This window comes from Streptococcus sp. NLN76, assembly GCF_015686645.1.
Classification (GTDB): domain Bacteria; phylum Bacillota; class Bacilli; order Lactobacillales; family Streptococcaceae; genus Streptococcus.
The window spans coordinates 33,958-53,188 of the sequence record NZ_JADPMS010000008.1; the positions used below are offsets into that span (position 1 = coordinate 33,958).

Sequence of the window (19,231 nt, forward strand, 5' to 3'; positions counted from 1 at the left end):
TAACACAAAATAGCGGTTGGCTAAGCCAACCGCCGTGGTTCTTAATAAAGTCCGTAAACAAGGACGGCTAAAATCGCACCTAGGAAAGGCCCAACCACTGGAATCCAAGCATAGGACCAATCGCCGTCACCCTTGTGGGAGATTGGGAGGATGGAGTGAACTAAACGTGGGCCCAAATCTCGAGCTGGATTAATGGCGTAACCGGTAGTTCCTCCAAGGGACAGACCAACACCAATAATGAGGGCTGCAACAGACAAGGTCGACACGCCAGCTGCGATGTTCGCGGTTCCCATGGCCAAGAGTGTCAAGACAAGAACAAAGGTCCCCAAGATTTCAGAAATCAAGTTGGAAACATTGTCTCGAAGAGCTGGACCAGTCGCAAAGGTTCCCAAGATAGCAGCTGGATCCTCTGCTGCATCGTAATGGGGCTTATACATGAGCCAAACCAGAATTTGACCAAACATAGCACCAAGGAACTGGGCAAGGACATAAGTTCCAAAGGATGCCCATGGTAGTGAGCCATTGAGAGCCATAGCTAGAGAAACAGCTGGATTGAGGTGGGCTGGGGACAGACTACTCACCGCAAAAGCCGCAATCGCAACTGCCAGACCCCAACCGGCTGTAATAACAATCCAACCCGCATCATGGTTTTTGGTTTTAGGAAGCACAACCCCTGCTACCACCCCATTCCCTAAAAGAATGAGCAGGGCCGTTCCTAGAAATTCTCCTAAAAATTCGTTCGACATATTGTGATTCTCCTTATGCCTTCAATGAGGCTAAATCATTTTCTGCAAGGCTGACTGCCAACTCTTCTTGGTAAGCAGCCTTTTCTTCTGGGCTCCATTCATAGTAACGAGCCATTTCTTCAACGACAGCATCCTTGATACCATCCACTTGCTCTCGCTTGAAGAGCATGTAATTGGTGCGGCGAAGCAAGAAGTCTACGGGACTCAAGGTCAACTCATTTTGCATCGCATAGTGGAGGGATAGTGTATCCGCCAAACTCAAACCTGGAGCAGCTTGAACCGTTTGGGCCAAGGCATAAACTTTTGGTGCATTTGAACCATACAAGTTGGCCAAATACTTAGCCTCATCCTTGTCCAAACCACGCGCCACACCCAATTGCGCAAAGACTTCCAATTCCGCTTCGACATTATGTGGATTGAGTTCCCCACCAGAGACCGGATAGGTCTTCGAATGCACCAAGGTGAAGGACCGTTGGAATTCCTCCGCCAGAATTTGCAGGATTAACTCCATCGCTCCCTCTGCCATTTTGCGGTAGTCCGTAATCTTACCGCCCGCCAAGGTTAGGAGACCATTTGGATCGCGCTCCAAACTGGAACCGCGCGATACAGCAGACGGATCCAAACTTTTCTCAGATGTAGAGGATTCCATTTTGCTAAGAACATGTTCCACGTCTTCCCTTGTTTTTTCTTTGGCAAGATAAGCTTGAACGGCTCCAATCAACTGCTCAAAACTATCGTCACTAAGGGAACCATTATCGCCACCATTGTAATCAGAAGCATTATTGCCCGCAATCAATGGCCGCAGACCAGCCCAACCGCTTTCAATATCCGCAACGGTCAAGTGAGCCTCTGGGAAACGATGGTTAACAATCTGCAAGAGGTAATCCACATCCTCTTTTTCCACACGAGGATGAGCCAAATCCCCTTGGTAGTCGGTATCCGTTGTTCCAAAATAAGTTTTATTTTCACGCGGAAGAACAAAAATCATCCGACCATCTGCCAAACCGGAGTCAAAATAAACCGGCTGACTAACCTTGAGACGACTAGAATCCACCACCAAGTGAACCCCCTTGGTTGGACGCATCAAACTAAAGGCTTGCTCAGGATTGCTGAGGTTACGAACTTGGTCAGACCAAGGTCCGGTTGTGTTAATCACCAGACGAGCCCGAATTTCTAAGGTTTCATCTGTCAATAAATCACGCGCCTGAACTCCGACAATCTGATTTCCTTCAAAGAGGAAGCCTTCTGCTTTGACATGATTGGCTAGATAAGCCCCATCTTGATTGGCCCGTTTTAGATTTTCAATCACCAAGCGGGCATCATTATTACGGAAATCGAGGTAGACACCGCCACCTACCAATCCTTCTTTCCGCAGGTCAGGTTCCCGCTCCAACACTTGTTCCCGACTGAGAACTTGGTTGGCAACGGAAGAACCATTGACCCCAGCCAAAAGGTCATACAAATCCATAGCCACTTTCAAACGGAAAAGATTGAAGGTAGCTCCTGGTTCATCATAAACTGGAAGCAACATTGGATCCGGCTTAGGAATATGTGGGGCAATGCGTTGCACTACCGCCCGCTCGCTCACCGTATCTGACACAACCTCCACATCAAATTGTTTGAGGTAGCGGAGACCTCCGTGAACCAATTTAGTAGAGCGACTGGAGGTCCCCTCCGCAAAGTCTTGCATCTCAATCAAACCAGTGTCCAAACCAGATGCGGCCGCTTGTAAAGCTAACCCAGCTCCAGTTATTCCTCCACCAATGATCAACAAATCCAGTGTTTGCTCTTGCATTTTTTCCAATGCCCGTGTTCGGGTACGTTTTGAAAATTCCATGGTCAATACCTATTCCTATCTAATACTCTCTACAGCGTCAAAGTTCTTCCACTAACCAAAATAGGACGAGGTGACTTTTACCTCAACCTCTGTACATTTCAAATTCTGACTGTATTAAACCTCATCATTTTTCAACATTTTTCGGGTATTCCTATTTAAAGTTAGTTAAGTCTTACTTCAACTACTGACCAGAGATGAAACCAGTCTGCAGTTATACTCTTTTAGTTTATCTTTTATTACTGTGTTAGCTCGTCTTGCCGTACTTCAATACTGTCTACGACTCGCTGCCTTGTACTAAAAGTAAACTAAAAGACTATAAAGTTTTTATGTGAAATGACGAATCTAAATAAAAGGTCCAGTGGTCCTTTTATTCAGGAAGCTTCTGAGACACTTAAGCCTCACTATCGTCCGCAAAGACGCGCGTCGCTTTGACAGCTTTTTTCCAACCCTTGTAGAGTTGTTCCTTACGCGCTTCGTTCATAGATGGCTCGAAGAGCTGTCCTGTTTCGTTTAAGGTTTTTAACTCGTCCAAGTCTTGCCAATAACCGACAGCCAATCCTGCCAAGAAGGCTGCTCCCAAGGCTGTTGTTTCAAGGTTCTTGGCACGTGCAATATCAATGCCCAAGATATCCGCTTGGAATTGCATCAAGAAATTATTCATGGCTGCCCCACCATCAACCTTGAGGAGGTGAATGGCCGTTTCTGCATCCACTTGCATGGTGTCGATGATATCTCGAACCTGGTAAGCAATGGATTGAAGGGTCGCCTTAATAAAGTCTTCCTTACTGGTGCCACGTGTCAAGCCAAAGACGGATCCACGGGCATTTTGATCCCAATAAGGAGCTCCCAAGCCGGTAAAGGCAGGTACCACATAGACTTCATCGTTACTTTGAGAAGCAAGGGCTAGGCTCTCTGATTCTGGAGAGGCTTCAATCATCCGCAAACCATCCCGTAACCATTGAATCGCTGAACCGGCAATAAAGATCGAACCTTCAAGGGCATAGTACACCTTACCATTAATACCATAGGCAATAGTCGTCAAGAGATTGTTTTGAGACAACTGCATCTTCTCACCGGTATTCATGATGATGAAGGAACCGGTTCCATAGGTATTTTTCACCATTCCTGGTTCAAAGGCTAATTGACCAAAGAGGGCTGCTTGTTGGTCCCCAGCCATACCAGAAATCGGCACTTCTCCTCCATAGAAATGGAAAGGAGCTGTTTTGCCATAAATCTCAGAGTTGGAGCGAACCTCCGGCAACATAGCCTTTGGAATATTCAAGATTTCAAGGATCTCATCATCCCACTCCAAGGTCTCGATATTGTAAAGCATGGTCCGAGCCGCATTGGAATAGTCTGTCACATGAGAAGCCCCGTCAGTCAATTTCCAAACCAACCAGGTGTCAATCGTTCCAAAGAGCAACTCACCTTTTTCAGCTCGTTCTTGAGCTCCTGGAACCTGGTCCAAGATCCAACGCACCTTGGTTGCTGAGAAGTACGCGTCAATCACCAAACCCGTTTTCTTATGGAAGAGCTCTGTATAGCCATCCTGCTTCAACTGTTCTGCCAAAGGCGCTGTTTGACGAGATTGCCATACAATCGCATTGTAGATTGGTAGCCCTGTTTTCTTATCCCAGACCACCGTGGTTTCCCGCTGATTGGTAATCCCGATTGCCGCCACCTGACTTGGTTTAACACCACTCTCAATAAAGGCACCCGCAATGACAGACTGAACAGAAGTCCAGATTTCATTGGCATTGTGCTCTACCCAGCCAGCCTCTGGGAAAATCTGCGTAAACTCCTTCTGACTGCTGGCAACCTTCTCTCCCTTTTTATTGAAAAGAATCGCCCGCGAACTCGTCGTCCCCTGGTCAATGGCCATAATATATGTTTCAGTCATGATCGACCTCCTAAGGTTTTAGTATGACTTTAGTATATCAAACGCTTTCATTCGCATCCTATCAACTTTTTTGCTTTTATAAAAAAAACTGATAGGATTTTGTGATATTTTCACAAAATCCTATCAGTTTGAAGAAACTCACGAATGACTTCCAGGTCATAGCCTAACAAATCTCCTTGGAGGACATGGGTGGGCTGGGTAGGATAAGTCCGCCAAGCGGCATCCGTAACAACTAGACTATACTCCATCCCTGCTTGATAGGTTTCCACTTCAATTAAACGGTTGTGTTGCAGGTACTGTTTGAGGGTCCGAACCATCCGCGCCAAGACCAAAGGTGACCGGTAAGAATCCACCGCCAGTCGCTTAATGGGTTGTTTCAAGTCTCCCAGATAATCCAAAATCTGAACAAAATCCCATTCAAAAGCTAAGAGGCGACTATCCCCATCGTCCACTAAACGCAAAGCCAGAGAACGAGACACATCTACTGTAATCCAGGATTGAGGATAGAGTCGGGTATAAGAGCGTAAAGCTCCCTCTACTTCCCAAGGGACAAGTCCTCCTTCAAAGAAATAGACCTGACTAGCCAAGCGGCCCAAGTCATCTAAAACAGGACCTGGCCCTTGAGGAGACACTCCTAATTCTTTCAGAGCCTGGAGTAATTCTGTCACCTTATCCTGAATCGGACCCCCAAAAGCCAAGAATTTCTCCATCTCCCGACTAGACAAGAGACCCTGTCCCAATAGAAAGGCAAACAGAAGGCTCAGCTCAGACGAATCCCAATCCAAGCTTGCCAAACGACTTGTCAACTGCTGAAAGGTTGGGTGTTCCTGATATAACCGCAAATCTGCTGACAATTTCTGCTGAAAACGTTGGCGTAGCCGAGACAAAGACCACCAAATCGCCAAGTCCAGTCCCGGATCCTTCTGAATCACCGACTCAACCACAGCTTGAAACTGCTGATAGTCTGCCTGTTGCTGGATTCTAGCAAAATCTTCTGCTTGGGTCATTCCTCGCAGGAGTTCAAAGGCCAAGAACCGCACCTGCACTTCACTTCCTCGCAAACGGCCATTTTGAATGGCCAGTCCAAATTCCTCCAATAACTGGTTGAGGCCTAGCAAATGCCGGTTCAAGGTTGCTTCACTGATTTGAAAACGAGCGGCTAGCGTCTGAATACTGAAAACCTGCTGGGACCAAACAGCTTCCAAGATTCGAAAACGCAGAGAGCGCCGTAACAATATCCCTGTCAAAGCCGGCAAACGAAAATCTCGCCCCGCCTGTAAGCGCAAAAGGTCCCCTTCTAGGCTCAGATGAGCTCCTAGATTTTCTCGGTCTAGGAGCTCATTTAATTCCTCTAAATATTTCAAAAAAGTCTTTCGGGATAAACCCGTTCGAGCCTGAAGCTCTCCCAGAGACAAAGGTCCACCCTCCTGTAGGAGGGTGGTGATCATCCGATAGGAAGCCGCTGCTACCTTGTCCATTAACTGTGCACAATCCATTTTATACTCCCAAGTGAGGCTGCGCGTCGCCGCCTCTTCTCTTTTCACAAAATCAAATCTTCTCCTCTTCGATGGAAAGCAAAACCATGGAGGGAAGAATCAACATAGAGGCCACAAAGAGAGACCAATGGGGCTCCAAGCCTAAAAATGCCAAGCTCAGTAAGATGGAGGCCAAGGGCTCACTGGCTCCGACGACCGAAATAACCAAAGGCGAAACCAGCTTCAGAGCCTGCAAGAGAATCCAGAAAGACAAGGCAGTCCCAAAGAGAGCAATGATCGCCGAAATAGAAAGGCTGATTGCGTCCACCTGGAAGGTCACCTGCCAAACAGGATAGAGAAAGTTGGAAAAGGCGCCCGCTACCAAGAGACCCCACCCCAGGGTATAAAGGGAGCCAAAGCGATTCATAAAATAGGTAGGCAAGGTTGTATTAAAAAGAATTCCCACAGCACTCAAGAGTCCCGCTACCAAAGCCTTGGGACTAATAGAGAGCTGACTCAGATCACCCTCACTCACTAGCAAGGTCACTCCAATCATGGTCAACACCACATAGAGAATGGATTTTCCAGAAACTGGATGCTTTTTCCACAGGGCTGTGTATAGCAAAATAAAGACGGGTGCTGTAAACTGTAAAATTGTAGCTGTAGCCGCATTCGAATGTTGAATACAGAGGTAAAAGAAGTACTGAACTGAAAAGAGCCCCAAAATCGTATAGGCAAAAAAACGGGGCAGCTTTTTCGGTTCTTGCCAAATACTCCAGAGACCTGCTGGATTTTGGACATAAGCCAATATCAATAAGACGAGTCCGCCAATCAAAAGACGCATGGAGGTAATCCAACCCGTTTCCACTGTGTAATGGGAAAAAAAGTATTGACCAATAATTCCACACAAACCCCAGAAAATACCCGATAAAATTCCATAGAGTGTTCCTTGGATAATCCTTTGCTTTTGATTTTTCATCCTTTCACCTCCTCATCTTTACTATACCATAAGTCTATCTTTCCGTTAAGACGGAGAAAGAAAAAAGAACCCAGCTGGGCTCTTAATCTGGAAATAATAGAAAGGTCGATCAAACAGTCTGGGGAGAGACTGTTTGAACCCGAGCCTAGAAATAAGAAGTGAGGACATTCTAACGTCATCAACAAATACCAATTTCTCCATGGCTCAAGAATGTTGTGAAAGACATCCACAAGATTAGTATAGCAAAATGAAACAGCCACAGCCAAACTGTCCCGCTTCCGCAACACCCTTCATGGGGCCAATTGTTTGGAAATCTATTTATGGGAAAACTTCAATTTTGCATCAAATCAGGTCGTAGAAACCTTGAAAAATTAACAATAAACTTTTCAAGTGTTTCTTTTTTAGAGATGCCTTAAAAAAGAAAGCATCGCAAGACTTCACTCTTTCCCGATTAAGCTTTCCAAAAGAAAAAACTGGAAAATTTTTTAATACTCATTAAATTTCAAAATCTGACGTTGTCAAGACTCTTCGGTGAACTTCAGTTCTACCATCATCGGCTTTCCTAGTCATTTTTTTGAAAATTTTCGAGTATTCCGATTTTGAAGTTTGTCCAGTATAACTTTTTCAAATCTTTTTCTATTATGTTGCATATAAGAAACAAGTGTACATTAAAATGAAAAGGCTGGAAATTCCAACCTTTTCATTTTATTATAGGCGAGCATTGAGCTCTGCAGATAATTCTTCAAATCCAGGTTTCCCAAGAAGGGCAAACATGTTTTTCTTGTAAGCTTCAACACCTGGTTGGTCAAATGGATTGATACCATTGAGGTAGCCAGAAATCGCAATCGCCAATTCGAAGAAGTAGATGACATAACCTAGAGTGAATGCGTCTTGTTCTGGTAGAGTTACGAACATATTTGGAACATCCCCATCTGTGTGAGCCAAAAGAACGCCATCCGTCGCTTTCTTATTCACAAAGTCAACATCTTTCCCTTGGATGTAACCAAGACCATCTAGATCCTCTTCAAATTCAGGAATAATCACGTTCTTACGTGGTTTGTCAACACGAACGACGGTTTCAAACATAATACGCGCCCCTTCTTGGATAAATTGACCAAGAGAGTGCAGGTCAGTAGAGAAGTTCGCAGATGTTGGGTAAATTCCTTTTTGGTCTTTTCCTTCTGACTCCCCAGCTAATTGTTTCCACCACTCGCTGAAGTATTGAAGAGATGGCTCATAGTTCACCAAGATTTCTGTCGCATATCCTTTGCGGTAAAGAATATTCCGAACTGCCGCATATTGGTAAGCTTGGTTTTCTTTCAAATCTGCTGAAGCATAATCTTTACGAGCAGCATTGGCTCCATCCATAAGCGCTTGAATGTCTGCTCCAGACGCAGCAATTGGAAGAAGTCCTACAGCTGTCAATACTGAGAAACGCCCCCCAACATCATCTGGTACGACAAATGTTTGCCAGTTGTTCGCATCTGCTTCGACTTTCACCGCTCCTTTTTCACGGTCAGTGGTTGCGTAGATCCGACGGTTCGCTTCTTCTTGCCCATATTTCTTAATCAAGAGTTCTTTAAAGACACGGAAAGCAATCGCTGGTTCTGTTGTGGTTCCAGATTTAGAAATCACATTCACAGAGAAATCCTTGTCTTCCACGTACTCAACCAAATCCGCCAAATAAGTAGAAGAAATGGAGTTTCCAGCATAGAGAATTTGTGGAGCTTTACGCTCTTCCTTGCTTTGCAAGTTCACAAAGTGATTGTTCAAGAAATCAATCGCTGCCTTGGCACCAAGGTAAGAACCACCAATTCCGATAACAACCAATACTTCGCTATCCGATTTGATTTTCTCAGCCGCTTCAAGGATACGTGCAAATTCTTCCTTGTCGTAGTTTTCAGGAAGGTCTAACCAGCCTGTAAAGTCGCTTCCAGCCCCTGTTCCCTTACGTAGTAATTCGTCAGCTGCTGAAACTTGTGCTTGCATGTAGTCCACTTCATGTGGAGCTACAAATTTACCTAGCACTTTTGAATAATCGAATTGAATATGTGCCATATTCCTGCTTCCTCCAATTTTTTATCTCCCTTATCTTACTCTTTTATGAAAAAAAAAGCAAGAAAGGTCACAAAAATTAACGATTTAATGCAAACGTTATACCTGCTTCAAAGCTGGGCGATGTAGCTTGCAGAACCAGAGACTCCTGTGTCAAAGGATGAACGAAGCTTAAGCGATGCGCGTGAAGCAGGAGTCGCCCTTCTGGATGAGGGTGATACAAAGGATCTCCCACAAGCGGGTGTCCATGGTGAGACAAGTGCACCCGAATCTGGTGTGTTCGTCCTGTTGCCAGCTGACAAGCCACCAAGGTCCGATCTCCATTTGACTTCAAAACCCGTATCGTCGTCTGGGCCCGCTGCCCCTTTTTAGAATCAACTCGCCGCTTGCGTCGGTCATGTCGATCCCGTCCAATCATATCTCGATATACCTGCTCCTTCCGAGCAAAGGTCCCTTCGACCAAGGCCCAATATTCCCGTTTGATTTTCCGATTCTCCAAAAGCCGATTCAATAACGGCAAGATCACAGGGTTCTTGGCAAAAAGTAACAGGCCGCTGGTCTCCTGGTCTAGCCTGTGAACCACATAGCAGGTTTGGCCCGTATGGGCAACCACATGATTGAGACAGGCAATTTCACCAGGCTGATTGGCGTGCGTCTTCATTCCTTCAGGCTTTTGAACGACAATCAGATGCTCATCCTCATAGAGAACCTTAATCTGATCCGCCTGCCCCGGCTGAACCTGGCGATCCTCGTACCAGTTCTCCTTAAAATCCAAGTCCAAGACTTGTCCCGTCTCCACTGGTATTTGCCAGTGGACGGCCTGGCCATCTAAGGTCAATGCCTTTTCCATCCTTAGAAAATGGCGGATTTTCCGGGGTATCAGTAGTTTCTCTTCTAGCACCTGTTTAATGGTGAGCCCTGTCCAGGCAGCAGGGATTGTGATGTTAATCTTCATACTCTTCATTGTAACAGAAAGAAAGCTTAAGAAAAACTGAAAACAAGCCTAGAACCAAGGCATTTTCTTGTTCCCTTGTAGAGAAATTGATACAATAGCCCTATGAATAGACTAAAAAACGCCTTTGAGCAGTTCTTACAGCTCTTTAAGGCATCCGAAAACGAAGAAGAACTGTTAGGAAACCAAGACGAGCTTTCTTCAGAAGCCTCGTCTCCAGAGCAAGACTCCAGTGAGAGTAGTCGCTCCGCAAATAAGAAAAAACGCGGCTTCTGGCCTGGTTTTCGCCGCTTCTGGCGCCGTTACCATCTGACCAAAATTCTCTTAATCCTGGTTCTGTCTTTTAGCTTGGTTATCGGTGGTTGGCTCTTCTACTTGGCTAAGTCTTCCAATGTCGAGGACTTACAAAATGCCCTTAAGGCCACAACCATTATCTACGACCGCAATGACGACGAGGCTGGGAGCTTGACCGGACGGAAGGGAACCTATGTTGAGTTAACAGCTATCAATCCCAATTTGCAGAACGCCGTGATAGCGACGGAGGATCGCTCCTTCTACGAAAACAGTGGGATCAACTACGGGCGCTTCGCTTTAGCCATCGTAACGGCAGGTCGCAGCGGTGGTGGGTCTACCATTACCCAACAGTTGGCCAAAAATGCCTATTTGTCGCAAGACCAGACTATCCAGCGGAAGGCGAAAGAGTTCTTCTTAGCTTTAGAATTAACAAAAACCTATTCTAAAGAAGAAATCTTAACCATGTACCTCAACAACGCCTACTACGGAAATGGAATTTGGGGAATCGAGGATGCCAGTCAGAAATACTTTGGCGTCACGGCTAGCGAGCTAACCCTAGATCAGGCGGCAACCCTGGCGGGTATGCTCAAGGGACCAGAGCTCTACAATCCGCTCTCTTCCTTGGAGAATGCGACCAACCGGCGAGACACGGTGCTGATGAACATGGTGAACGCTGGCTACATCAGCCAGGAAGAAGCGGACCAAGCGGCAGCTGTTGATATGGCTGCTCAGTTAAGGGACACCTACCAGGGCAAGGCCAATGACTATCGTTACCCCTCCTACTTTGACGCCGTTATTGCAGAAGCCGAGAAAATCTACGGCCTTTCAGAAGAGGACATTGTCAACAACGGCTACCGCATTTACACCGAGTTAGATCAGAACTACCAGGCCAATATGCAGCTGATTTTCGACAACGAGAGCCTCTTCCCGCAGGCAGCTGACGGCAGCTACGCCCAATCTGGAAGTGTAGCCCTGGATCCACAAACCGGTGGCGTTCGAGGCTTGGTTGGCCGTATCAATTCCGATGAAAACCCTGAATTCCGGAGCTTTAACTACGCAACTCAATCCAAGCGTAGCCCCGGATCGACCATCAAACCCATTGTCTCTTACACGCCAGCCCTCGCTGCTGGTTGGTCCATCAACACCCAGCTAAACAACAGCAAAAAAACTTACGGGGACTACAGTATCGATAACTATGCCGGTATGACCACCGCCCCTACAGTTCCTATGTACGAAGCCTTAGCCGACTCTCTCAATATCCCAGCCGTCGCAACCTTGGACGAACTGGGTGTTGACAAAGGCGTCGAAAGCGCCAAGAAATTCGGCCTTAAATTAGCCAGCGATACCCCAACCCTCGGCATGGCCTTGGGAAGCGGTTTTGAAACCAATCCCTTACAAATGGCTCAGGCCTATGGGGCCTTCGCAAATGATGGGGTCATGCGTGATGCCCATTTGATTACCAAAATCGAAAACGCTAGTGGTCAAATCATTAAGGCCCATAAGTCCACTTCTACACGGGTTATGTCCAGTTCCGATGCTAGCAAGATGACCCAAATGATGCAGGGAACCTTTACCAACGGAACCGGTATCTACGCTGCACCATATGGCTACACCATGGCCGGAAAAACCGGAACCATGGAGACCGACTTCAACCCTGACGTCTCCAGCGACCAGTGGGTCATCGGTTACACCCCAGACGTGGTTATCAGCCAGTGGGTCGGTTTCCCTGAAACGGATCAGGAACATTACCTAACTGGAACGTCATCAACCGAAGCCGCTACCATTTTCCAAAGCGTAGCCGCCAGCGTTCTCCCTTACACCGAAGGTAGCACCTTCTCAGCGGAGAACGCCTACGCCGCAAATGGCATCGCTCCTGTCAATATCTATGGACAAGAAGAAACGACTAACAGCGGCACCCTCAATGACTTCCTCAACGATGTGCAAAGTCAAGCTCAAACCATGGTTGATCAAGCCAAGGAAGCCCTTAACAGCGCACAACTACCAGAAAAAGCTAAAAACCTCTGGGATAGCTTCACTGGGCTTTTCCAATAAAGATGAGAAAATCGGGTTTCACAGGCCTTCGGCCCTGACCCGATTTTTCCCTCTATAAAACTTGGCAAGAGTTTCAAATCTTGCTATAATAGGACTATTGGAGGCATCATGGCACTAAAAAAAGCAAGTTTAGCCTGCACGGTTTGTGGCTCACGGAATTATTCCATCAAGCTTAGCAGCAACCCCAAACCAACACGGCTCGAAGTTAATAAATTCTGCAAGCATTGCAGCAAATACACCATTCATAAAGAAACACGTTAGGAGATATCAATGAGATTTGTCCTCGATACCTTTCGGGTCTTGCGGGATACCACTTGGCCCAATCGAAAACAACGCTGGACTGACTTCTGGTCTGTCCTACAATATTCTGCCTTTTTCATCCTCGTCATTTTTCTATTTGACCAGGCTGTATCAAGGGTCTTTAATCTTCTCTTGGACTTCTTCCAATAGAAAACCAAGCAAGAGGCTGGAACAGTTGTTCCAGCCTCTTGTCTTGTACTCTACTCTGTCCGCTACCTCGCCTACTAGCAGTTGATATACTCTTTTAGTTTATCTTTTATTACTGTGTTAGCTCGTCTTGCCGTACTTATTTGAAACTTTCTTCGAAAGTTTTATCAGCAACCTCAAAATCTCCCTCAAGATTTTGACCTGTCTACGACTCGCTGCCTTGTACTAAAAGACTCTAGCAGTTGATACTCGAAATAGTTCGAAATCTGAAATGAATTTTAATCCAGGAATTGAATTAAAATTTATAGGTCATGAAGCAAGCATCGCTTGTAATCAATCCGATGAAGATAGTTCAACAGGTCTGAGAGACCTGTTGAATATTATCGCTAAAGCGTGCAAGGCACGCAATCAAGGGGTTCGGCAAAGAGGATTCACACATTCAGATTTTGAAATGTAATAAGTGTGAAAAACTTCTCATCAACGATTCTACAGCCTATTTCTACGCAATATACAAGCTAAACAACTACTCCTTATCCGGAATCACCCAGAAAAGATAGTAGGTAATAAAGACTGTCAAACAGCCCAAGGCTCCTTTAACCCAAATAATAGGCGCAAAATAGAGGGACAAGCCCATCAAAAGATAGATTTGAATAATAATGGCTTTTTTTCTTCTCCTTGGAATGGAGCGACTAGTAGCATAGTCCAAAGCATAATAGCGGTATATCTTGCTTCTCTTCAGCTTCTCATTGAGTCTCTGTGATGATTTGGCAAAACAAAAACTAGCTAGCAGTAAAAAAGGCGTTGTTGGTAAAACGGGTAAAAAGATTCCTAGAGTCCCTATCAGAAGGCTTAGCGAGCCCAAGATTAAATAGAAGATTCGTTTCATAAAGCCTCCTTATATTTGTTTAGTATATCACAATTTTCAGATTAAAACGATTGGACTTCTTTTTTCCAATCTCCCCATATCTCCACTTTTTTGTGTTATAATGTGTAAGAAATACGCCAAGCCTTCGGGCTTTTTTATATAGGAAAGGAATGTCCATGTTAGATAGTTTTGATAAAGGCTGGTTTGTCCTACAGACCTACTCTGGCTATGAAAATAAGGTCAAGGAGAACCTTCTCCAGCGTGCACAGACTTACAATATGTTAGAAAATATTCTTCGCGTTGAGATTCCAACTCAGACAGTTCAAGTTGAGAAGAATGGGAAAAAGAAAGAAGTGGAAGAAAACCGCTTCCCTGGTTATGTCCTGGTTGAAATGGTTATGACCGATGAGGCTTGGTTTGTTGTCCGGAACACACCCAACGTTACTGGTTTCGTGGGTTCTCACGGGAACCGCTCCAAACCAACACCGCTCTTGGAAGAGGAAATTCGTGCTATCTTGGTATCCATGGGACAAACAGTTGAAGACTTGAATCTGGACTTCAAGGAAGGGGATACCGTACGAATTATCGATGGGGCCTTCACTGACTACACTGGTAAGATCACAGAAATTGATAACAACAAAGTCAAAATGATGATTACCATGTTTGGAAACGATACGTTGGCAGAAGTAGATATCACTCAAATTGCAGAGTTATAATTATTTTTTACACCTAAGCAAGGGTGTGGTTAAACCATCTCTTTTTGCGTAGCAAATTTCTGCTAAGCCATTTAAAAAGTAATATAATAAAAGCAGAACTAAAAGGAGTGATAAAATGGTAAAAGAATTTGATATTCTCTCAATCGGAGGAGGATCCGGTGGTATTGCCACTATGAATCGTGCAGCCATGCATGGAGCCAAGGCAGCTGTTATTGAAGGAAATCTACTAGGAGGAACTTGTGTGAATCTTGGTTGTGTTCCCAAAAAAATTATGTGGTATGGGGCATCCGTAGCCGATGTCTACTCTAAATACGGCGCAGATTATGGATTTAAGAATCCCGAAGTCACATTTGATTTTGCAACCCTACGGAAAAACCGGGAGGCCTATGTGGAGCGTTCCCGCAATTCCTATGGGGGACAGTTTGAACGAAACGGGGTCGAAGTCATTGAAGGTTACGCCCGTTTTGTAGATGCGAATACTGTTGAGGTTAATGGTGAACTTATTCGTGCTAAACATATTGTCATCGCCACAGGAGCCAAGCCTAGCATACCGGACATTCCTGGCAAGGATCTCGGGATTGTCTCTGACGATGTCTTCGCTTGGAAGGAACTACCAGAATCCATTGCTATTATCGGAGCAGGTTACATCGCTGTTGAGATGGCAGGGTTGCTCAATAGCCTGGGGGTAAAAGTCGATCTTTTTGTTCGGAAAGATGCTCCTCTTCGCTACCTTGATGACTATATCTTAGATGGACTCTTGCAGGAAATGAAGGCTGACGGTATTCAACTACATACACATAAAGTTGTTTCCCAAGCTGAACAGGTTAGTGAAGGTATTCGCCTTCAATTCCAAGATGGCAGCAACCATACAAGTCAAACTGTACTTTGGGCGATTGGTCGTCACCCCAACACCCACGATTTAAACCTAGAGGCCGCTGGTGTTGACTTAACAGATAGAGGTTTCATCAAGGTAGACGCTTTCCAAAACACAACTACGACTGGTATCTATGCCCTCGGGGATGTGACTGGCGAGAAAGAATTAACTCCGGTCGCTATCAAAGCTGGGCGTACTCTTGCTGAACGCCTCTTCAATGGCCAAACTCAGGCCAAGATGGATTACAGCAACATTCCAACCGTTATCTTTTCCCACCCTGCAATTGGTACAGTTGGATATACAGAAAAAGCTGCAATCCAAGCATTTGGAGCCGATCAGATTAAAACTTATACATCCAGCTTCGCCTCCATGTACACGGCTGTGACGCAGCATCGCCAACCAGTAAAGCTCATGCTGGTAACTCAAGGGAAAGACGAAAAAGTCATCGGCCTTCACGGTATCGGTCATGGGGTTGATGAGATGATTCAAGGCTTTTCTGTAGCCATCAAGATGGGAGCTACTAAAGCTGACTTTGATGCTACCGTAGCCATCCACCCAACTGCTTCGGAAGAATTTGTCACCATGCGTTAAAAAGAAGCCCTACTCATTTGTTCTGAGGGAACAGAAGAGTATGGCTTCTTTTTTTATTTTTTCTAGAAATATATCGGCTGGATTCTTCCGCCCCTACTACATCACTAATATAGTCTTGTAATTTTCATACTCATTACATTTCAAAATCTGAATGTGTTCATCCTCTTCGCCGAACCCCTTGATTGCGTGCCTTGCACGCTTTAGCAATAATATTCAACAGGTCTCCCAGACCTGTTGAACTATCTTCATCGGATTGATTACAAGCGATGCTTGCTTCATGACCTATAAATTTTAATTCAATTCCTGGATTAAAATTCATTTCAGATTTCGAACTGTTTCGAGTATCAGGTCAAGATCGGGACGATACGCTTTTATTCATAAATAGCCGCATAGGCTTCCAAAATTTTATGGGCAATGCGTTCTACATCATTTTGCATCCCCCGCATTTCAAACGTATCCAAAACAGGAATAGAAAATTGTTGACTATATTGTTGGGCCGTCAGGCAATACTGATGATTGAAGTTGCGATTGCCGCTACCGACAAGTCCTAAACAATAGAAGGAGTTTTCGCCATACGCCATGAAATCACGGACATCTGTTGTCAGAATTTCAACATCCCCATTGTCAATTCCATTTCCTCCTTCAAGATAGGTTGGAATGAAGGTCACATAGGGCTTGTTCAATAGGAAAAACTCTTGCTCTTCCTTCACCAAGGCCTTAATGTCAATCAAGTTAATCGTCAAACCAGGATTTTGAATCAGCAAGTAGGTTTGAAGACGCGAGACGAAACTTTCTGTATTGCCACTGAGACTAATATAAACAAAGGTCAACTCTTGCATTAGAGTACCTCACCATCAAAAACTTCTGCTTCCAAAGCCTTTTGGTAGCGGCGCAAACCAAAGTAGGCAATGGCAGAAAGGAGAAGGAAAATGATAACAGTGAAGATCGCAAAAAACTTATTTGCATTTAAAACACCTACCAATTGGTCTTTGTTCTTCAAGAATGACCGAGCCATCTGATTCGAAACCATAATTGAGACCACACCACTTATAAATACTGCCAATCGCATTGCTAGATAGGTATAAGTTGATTTCACAACATCCTTTTTGAAAAATAGGAAAAAAGCAGATAGTCCAAAAAGAACAGTTACCACTGCAGTCATAGCAAGTGCTAAGGGACTACCAGCCCATTCAAAGGTGGCGATTTGAAGATTGATCGTTTCAACCCCACCCAGTTGTTGGACAATCGTTTCATCATTCCTAAATTCAGTCCAAGTTTTGATAACATTTGGTCGTTGAATAAAACCATAAATATTCGACAGTAAGCCCAGGGTTGATATCCCTAATAAGACGTATAAAAATACAGGTTTCTTTTTCATAAATTCCTCCTTATATTAAATAGAAAACTTTACTAATAGAATAGACCTAACCCCTAAAAATGTCAAGAAAAAGTCAGCGTTGACGTTCATCTCTCATTTCTTTATTCGAAAATTAAGAGAAAAGGCTGAGGCAAACTGAACCTCAACCTTTTTTCATTATATCAAGTCTGTTGAAGAGGATTCTTCCTCTTTTTTCTTTTTCCGACGACCAAAAAGCAAGGCTGAGAAGAGAGACAAACCAGCTAAACCTAAAAAGCTCGAAGACTCTTCACCTGTATTTGGAAGTCGACGTTTATCTGGAGATTCACTGAGTGACTCTGAGTTAGATTCTGAGACGGATTCACTTACGGATTCAGAAATGGACTCGGAGATAGACTCGCTTAGCGATTCTGAGACTGATTCTGAGACGGACTCGCTCACTGATTCCGAAATAGACTCAGAGACTGACTCGCTTACGGATTCCGAGATAGACTCAGAAATAGATTCACTTACGGATTCTGAGACGGACTCAGAAACAGACTCACTTATCGATTCTGATACTGATTCAGAGACAGACTCGCTTAACGATTCTGAAATGGACTCGGAGATGGACTCACTTACGGATTCCGAGATAGACTCAGAAATTGATTCACTTACGGATTCTGACACAGACTCAGAGACAGACTCGCTTAACGATTCTGAAATAGACTCGGAAATGGATTCACTTACGGATTCCGAAATGGACTCAGAAACAGATTCGCTTACGGATTCCGAAATGGACTCTGAGACAGACTCACTTATCGATTCCGAAATAGACTCAGAAACGGATTCACTTAACGATTCTGAAATAGACTCAGAGACAGACTCACTTATCGATTCCGAAATAGACTCAGACACTGATTCACTTACGGATTCCGACACAGACTCAGAGACAGATTCACTTACGGATTCTGAGACGGACTCAGAAACAGACTCACTTAACGATTCTGAGACTGATTCAGAGACAGACTCGCTTAACGATTCTGAAACGGACTCAGAGATAGACTCGCTTACGGATTCCGAAATGGACTCAGAGACAGATTCGCTTAACGATTCGGAGACGGACTCAGAAACAGACTCACTTAACGATTCTGAGACTGATTCAGAGACGGACTCGATTACGGATTCCGAAATGGACTCGGAGACGGACTCGCTCACTGATTCCGAAATAGACTCGGAGACGGACTCACTTAACGATTCCATAATAGACTCGGAGATAGATTCGCTTACGGATTCCAACACAGATTCAGAGACAGACTCGCTCACTGATTCCGAAATGGACTCAGAAACAGATTCGGACACAGACTCAGAGATAGACTCGCTTAACGATTCTGAGACGGACTCGGAGATAGATTCGCTTATGGATTCGGACACAGATTCAGAGACAGACTCGCTTAACGATTCTGAAATAGACTCGGAAATGGATTCACTTACGGATTCCGAAATGGACTCAGAAACAGATTCGCTTACGGATTCTGAAATGGACTCAGAGACAGACTCGCTTACGGATTCCGAAATAGACTCAGACACTGACTCGCTCACTGATTCCGAAATAGACTCAGACACTGACTCACTTACGGATTCCATAATAGACTCAGACACTGATTCACTTACGGATTCTGAAATAGACTCGGAGACGGACTCGCTTACGGATTCAGAGATAGACTCAGAAATAGATTCACTTACGGATTCCGAAATGGATTCAGAGACAGACTCGCTTACGGATTCCGACACAGATTCAGAGACAGACTCGCTTACGGATTCCGAAATTGATTCAGAGACAGACTCGCTTACGGATTCCGAGATAGACTCAGAAACAGACTCACTTATCGATTCTGATACTGATTCAGAGACAGACTCGCTTAACGATTCTGAAATAGACTCGGAAATGGATTCACTTACGGATTCCGAAATGGACTCAGAAACAGATTCGCTTACGGATTCTGAAATGGACTCAGAGACAGACTCGCTTACGGATTCCGAAATAGACTCAGACACTGACTCGCTCACTGATTCCGAAATAGACTCAGACACTGACTCACTTACGGATTC

At 44.8% G+C, this 19,231-nt stretch carries 16 protein-coding genes; 5 read left to right on the forward strand and 11 right to left on the reverse strand.

The features are described 5' to 3' along the window. Positions 1-41 precede the first annotated feature (41 nt). From I1A59_RS02635 to I1A59_RS02665, 7 genes are all read right to left on the reverse strand, one after another. Positions 42-746 (reverse strand): MIP/aquaporin family protein, encoded by a 705-nt coding sequence (locus I1A59_RS02635; protein ID WP_196091268.1) that lies wholly within the window; start codon positions 744-746, stop codon positions 42-44. A gap of 13 nt (positions 747-759) precedes the next feature. Further along, a complete protein-coding gene (gene glpO / locus I1A59_RS02640; protein ID WP_196091269.1) occupies positions 760-2,583 on the reverse strand; it encodes a type 1 glycerol-3-phosphate oxidase in 1,824 nt (607 codons plus the stop codon). A gap of 391 nt (positions 2,584-2,974) precedes the next feature. Further along, positions 2,975-4,486 (reverse strand): glycerol kinase GlpK, encoded by a 1,512-nt coding sequence (gene glpK, locus I1A59_RS02645; protein ID WP_196091283.1) that lies wholly within the window; start codon positions 4,484-4,486, stop codon positions 2,975-2,977. Between the two features lie 107 nt (positions 4,487-4,593). After that, the gene (locus I1A59_RS02650) at positions 4,594-6,027 is read right to left on the reverse strand and encodes a helix-turn-helix domain-containing protein (RefSeq protein ID WP_196091270.1); all 1,434 of its coding nucleotides are present in this window, start codon (positions 6,025-6,027) and stop codon (positions 4,594-4,596) included. Positions 6,028-6,031: 4 nt separating this feature from the next. After that, positions 6,032-6,937, reverse strand: coding sequence for a DMT family transporter (locus I1A59_RS02655; protein WP_196091271.1), 906 nt, complete (start codon positions 6,935-6,937; stop codon positions 6,032-6,034). Positions 6,938-7,645: 708 nt separating this feature from the next. After that, positions 7,646-8,995, reverse strand: coding sequence for a glucose-6-phosphate isomerase (locus I1A59_RS02660; protein WP_196091272.1), 1,350 nt, complete (start codon positions 8,993-8,995; stop codon positions 7,646-7,648). A gap of 76 nt (positions 8,996-9,071) precedes the next feature. Further along, positions 9,072-9,947, reverse strand: coding sequence for an RluA family pseudouridine synthase (locus I1A59_RS02665; RefSeq protein ID WP_196091273.1), 876 nt, complete (start codon positions 9,945-9,947; stop codon positions 9,072-9,074). Positions 9,948-10,049: 102 nt separating this feature from the next. Between I1A59_RS02665 and pbp2a the strand changes: the two genes are divergently transcribed. The 3 genes from pbp2a to secE all read left to right on the forward strand — a co-directional run bounded on the left by pbp2a (position 10,050) and on the right by secE (position 12,740). Continuing rightward, complete coding sequence (gene pbp2a / locus I1A59_RS02670; protein WP_196091274.1) at positions 10,050-12,290, forward strand: penicillin-binding protein PBP2A; 2,241 nt, start codon at positions 10,050-10,052, stop codon at positions 12,288-12,290. Between the two features lie 108 nt (positions 12,291-12,398). Beyond that, positions 12,399-12,551 (forward strand): 50S ribosomal protein L33, encoded by a 153-nt coding sequence (gene rpmG, locus I1A59_RS02675; protein WP_196091275.1) that lies wholly within the window; start codon positions 12,399-12,401, stop codon positions 12,549-12,551. Positions 12,552-12,560: 9 nt separating this feature from the next. Further along, positions 12,561-12,740 (forward strand): preprotein translocase subunit SecE, encoded by a 180-nt coding sequence (secE, locus tag I1A59_RS02680; RefSeq protein WP_196091276.1) that lies wholly within the window; start codon positions 12,561-12,563, stop codon positions 12,738-12,740. 520 nt (positions 12,741-13,260) lie between these two features. Here the strand turns inward: secE and I1A59_RS02685 are convergent. Then, on the reverse strand, positions 13,261-13,623 hold the full coding sequence (locus I1A59_RS02685; protein ID WP_196091277.1) for a YbaN family protein: 363 nt from the start codon (positions 13,621-13,623) through the stop codon (positions 13,261-13,263). A gap of 155 nt (positions 13,624-13,778) precedes the next feature. Between I1A59_RS02685 and nusG the strand changes: the two genes are divergently transcribed. After that, entirely contained in the window at positions 13,779-14,318 is a 540-nt protein-coding gene (nusG, locus tag I1A59_RS02690) for a transcription termination/antitermination protein NusG (RefSeq protein WP_160332851.1), read from the forward strand. A gap of 115 nt (positions 14,319-14,433) precedes the next feature. Then, complete coding sequence (gorA, locus tag I1A59_RS02695) at positions 14,434-15,783, forward strand: glutathione-disulfide reductase (protein ID WP_196091278.1); 1,350 nt, start codon at positions 14,434-14,436, stop codon at positions 15,781-15,783. A 371-nt stretch (positions 15,784-16,154) separates the two neighbouring features. On the opposite strand, the gene nrdI is transcribed toward gorA, so the two are convergent. The 3 genes from nrdI to I1A59_RS02710 form a co-directional block, all read right to left on the reverse strand. Then, positions 16,155-16,622 carry a class Ib ribonucleoside-diphosphate reductase assembly flavoprotein NrdI gene (gene nrdI, locus I1A59_RS02700; protein WP_196091279.1) on the reverse strand — a complete coding sequence of 156 codons (468 nt, stop codon included), beginning with the start codon at positions 16,620-16,622 and terminating at the stop codon, positions 16,155-16,157. Further along, on the reverse strand, positions 16,622-17,161 hold the full coding sequence (locus tag I1A59_RS02705; RefSeq protein WP_196091280.1) for a hypothetical protein: 540 nt from the start codon (positions 17,159-17,161) through the stop codon (positions 16,622-16,624). Before I1A59_RS02705 ends, nrdI begins: the two co-directional genes overlap by 1 nt. A gap of 156 nt (positions 17,162-17,317) precedes the next feature. Beyond that, the coding region (locus I1A59_RS02710; protein WP_196091281.1) for an LPXTG cell wall anchor domain-containing protein at positions 17,318-19,231 on the reverse strand (1,914 nt) is incomplete at its 5' end.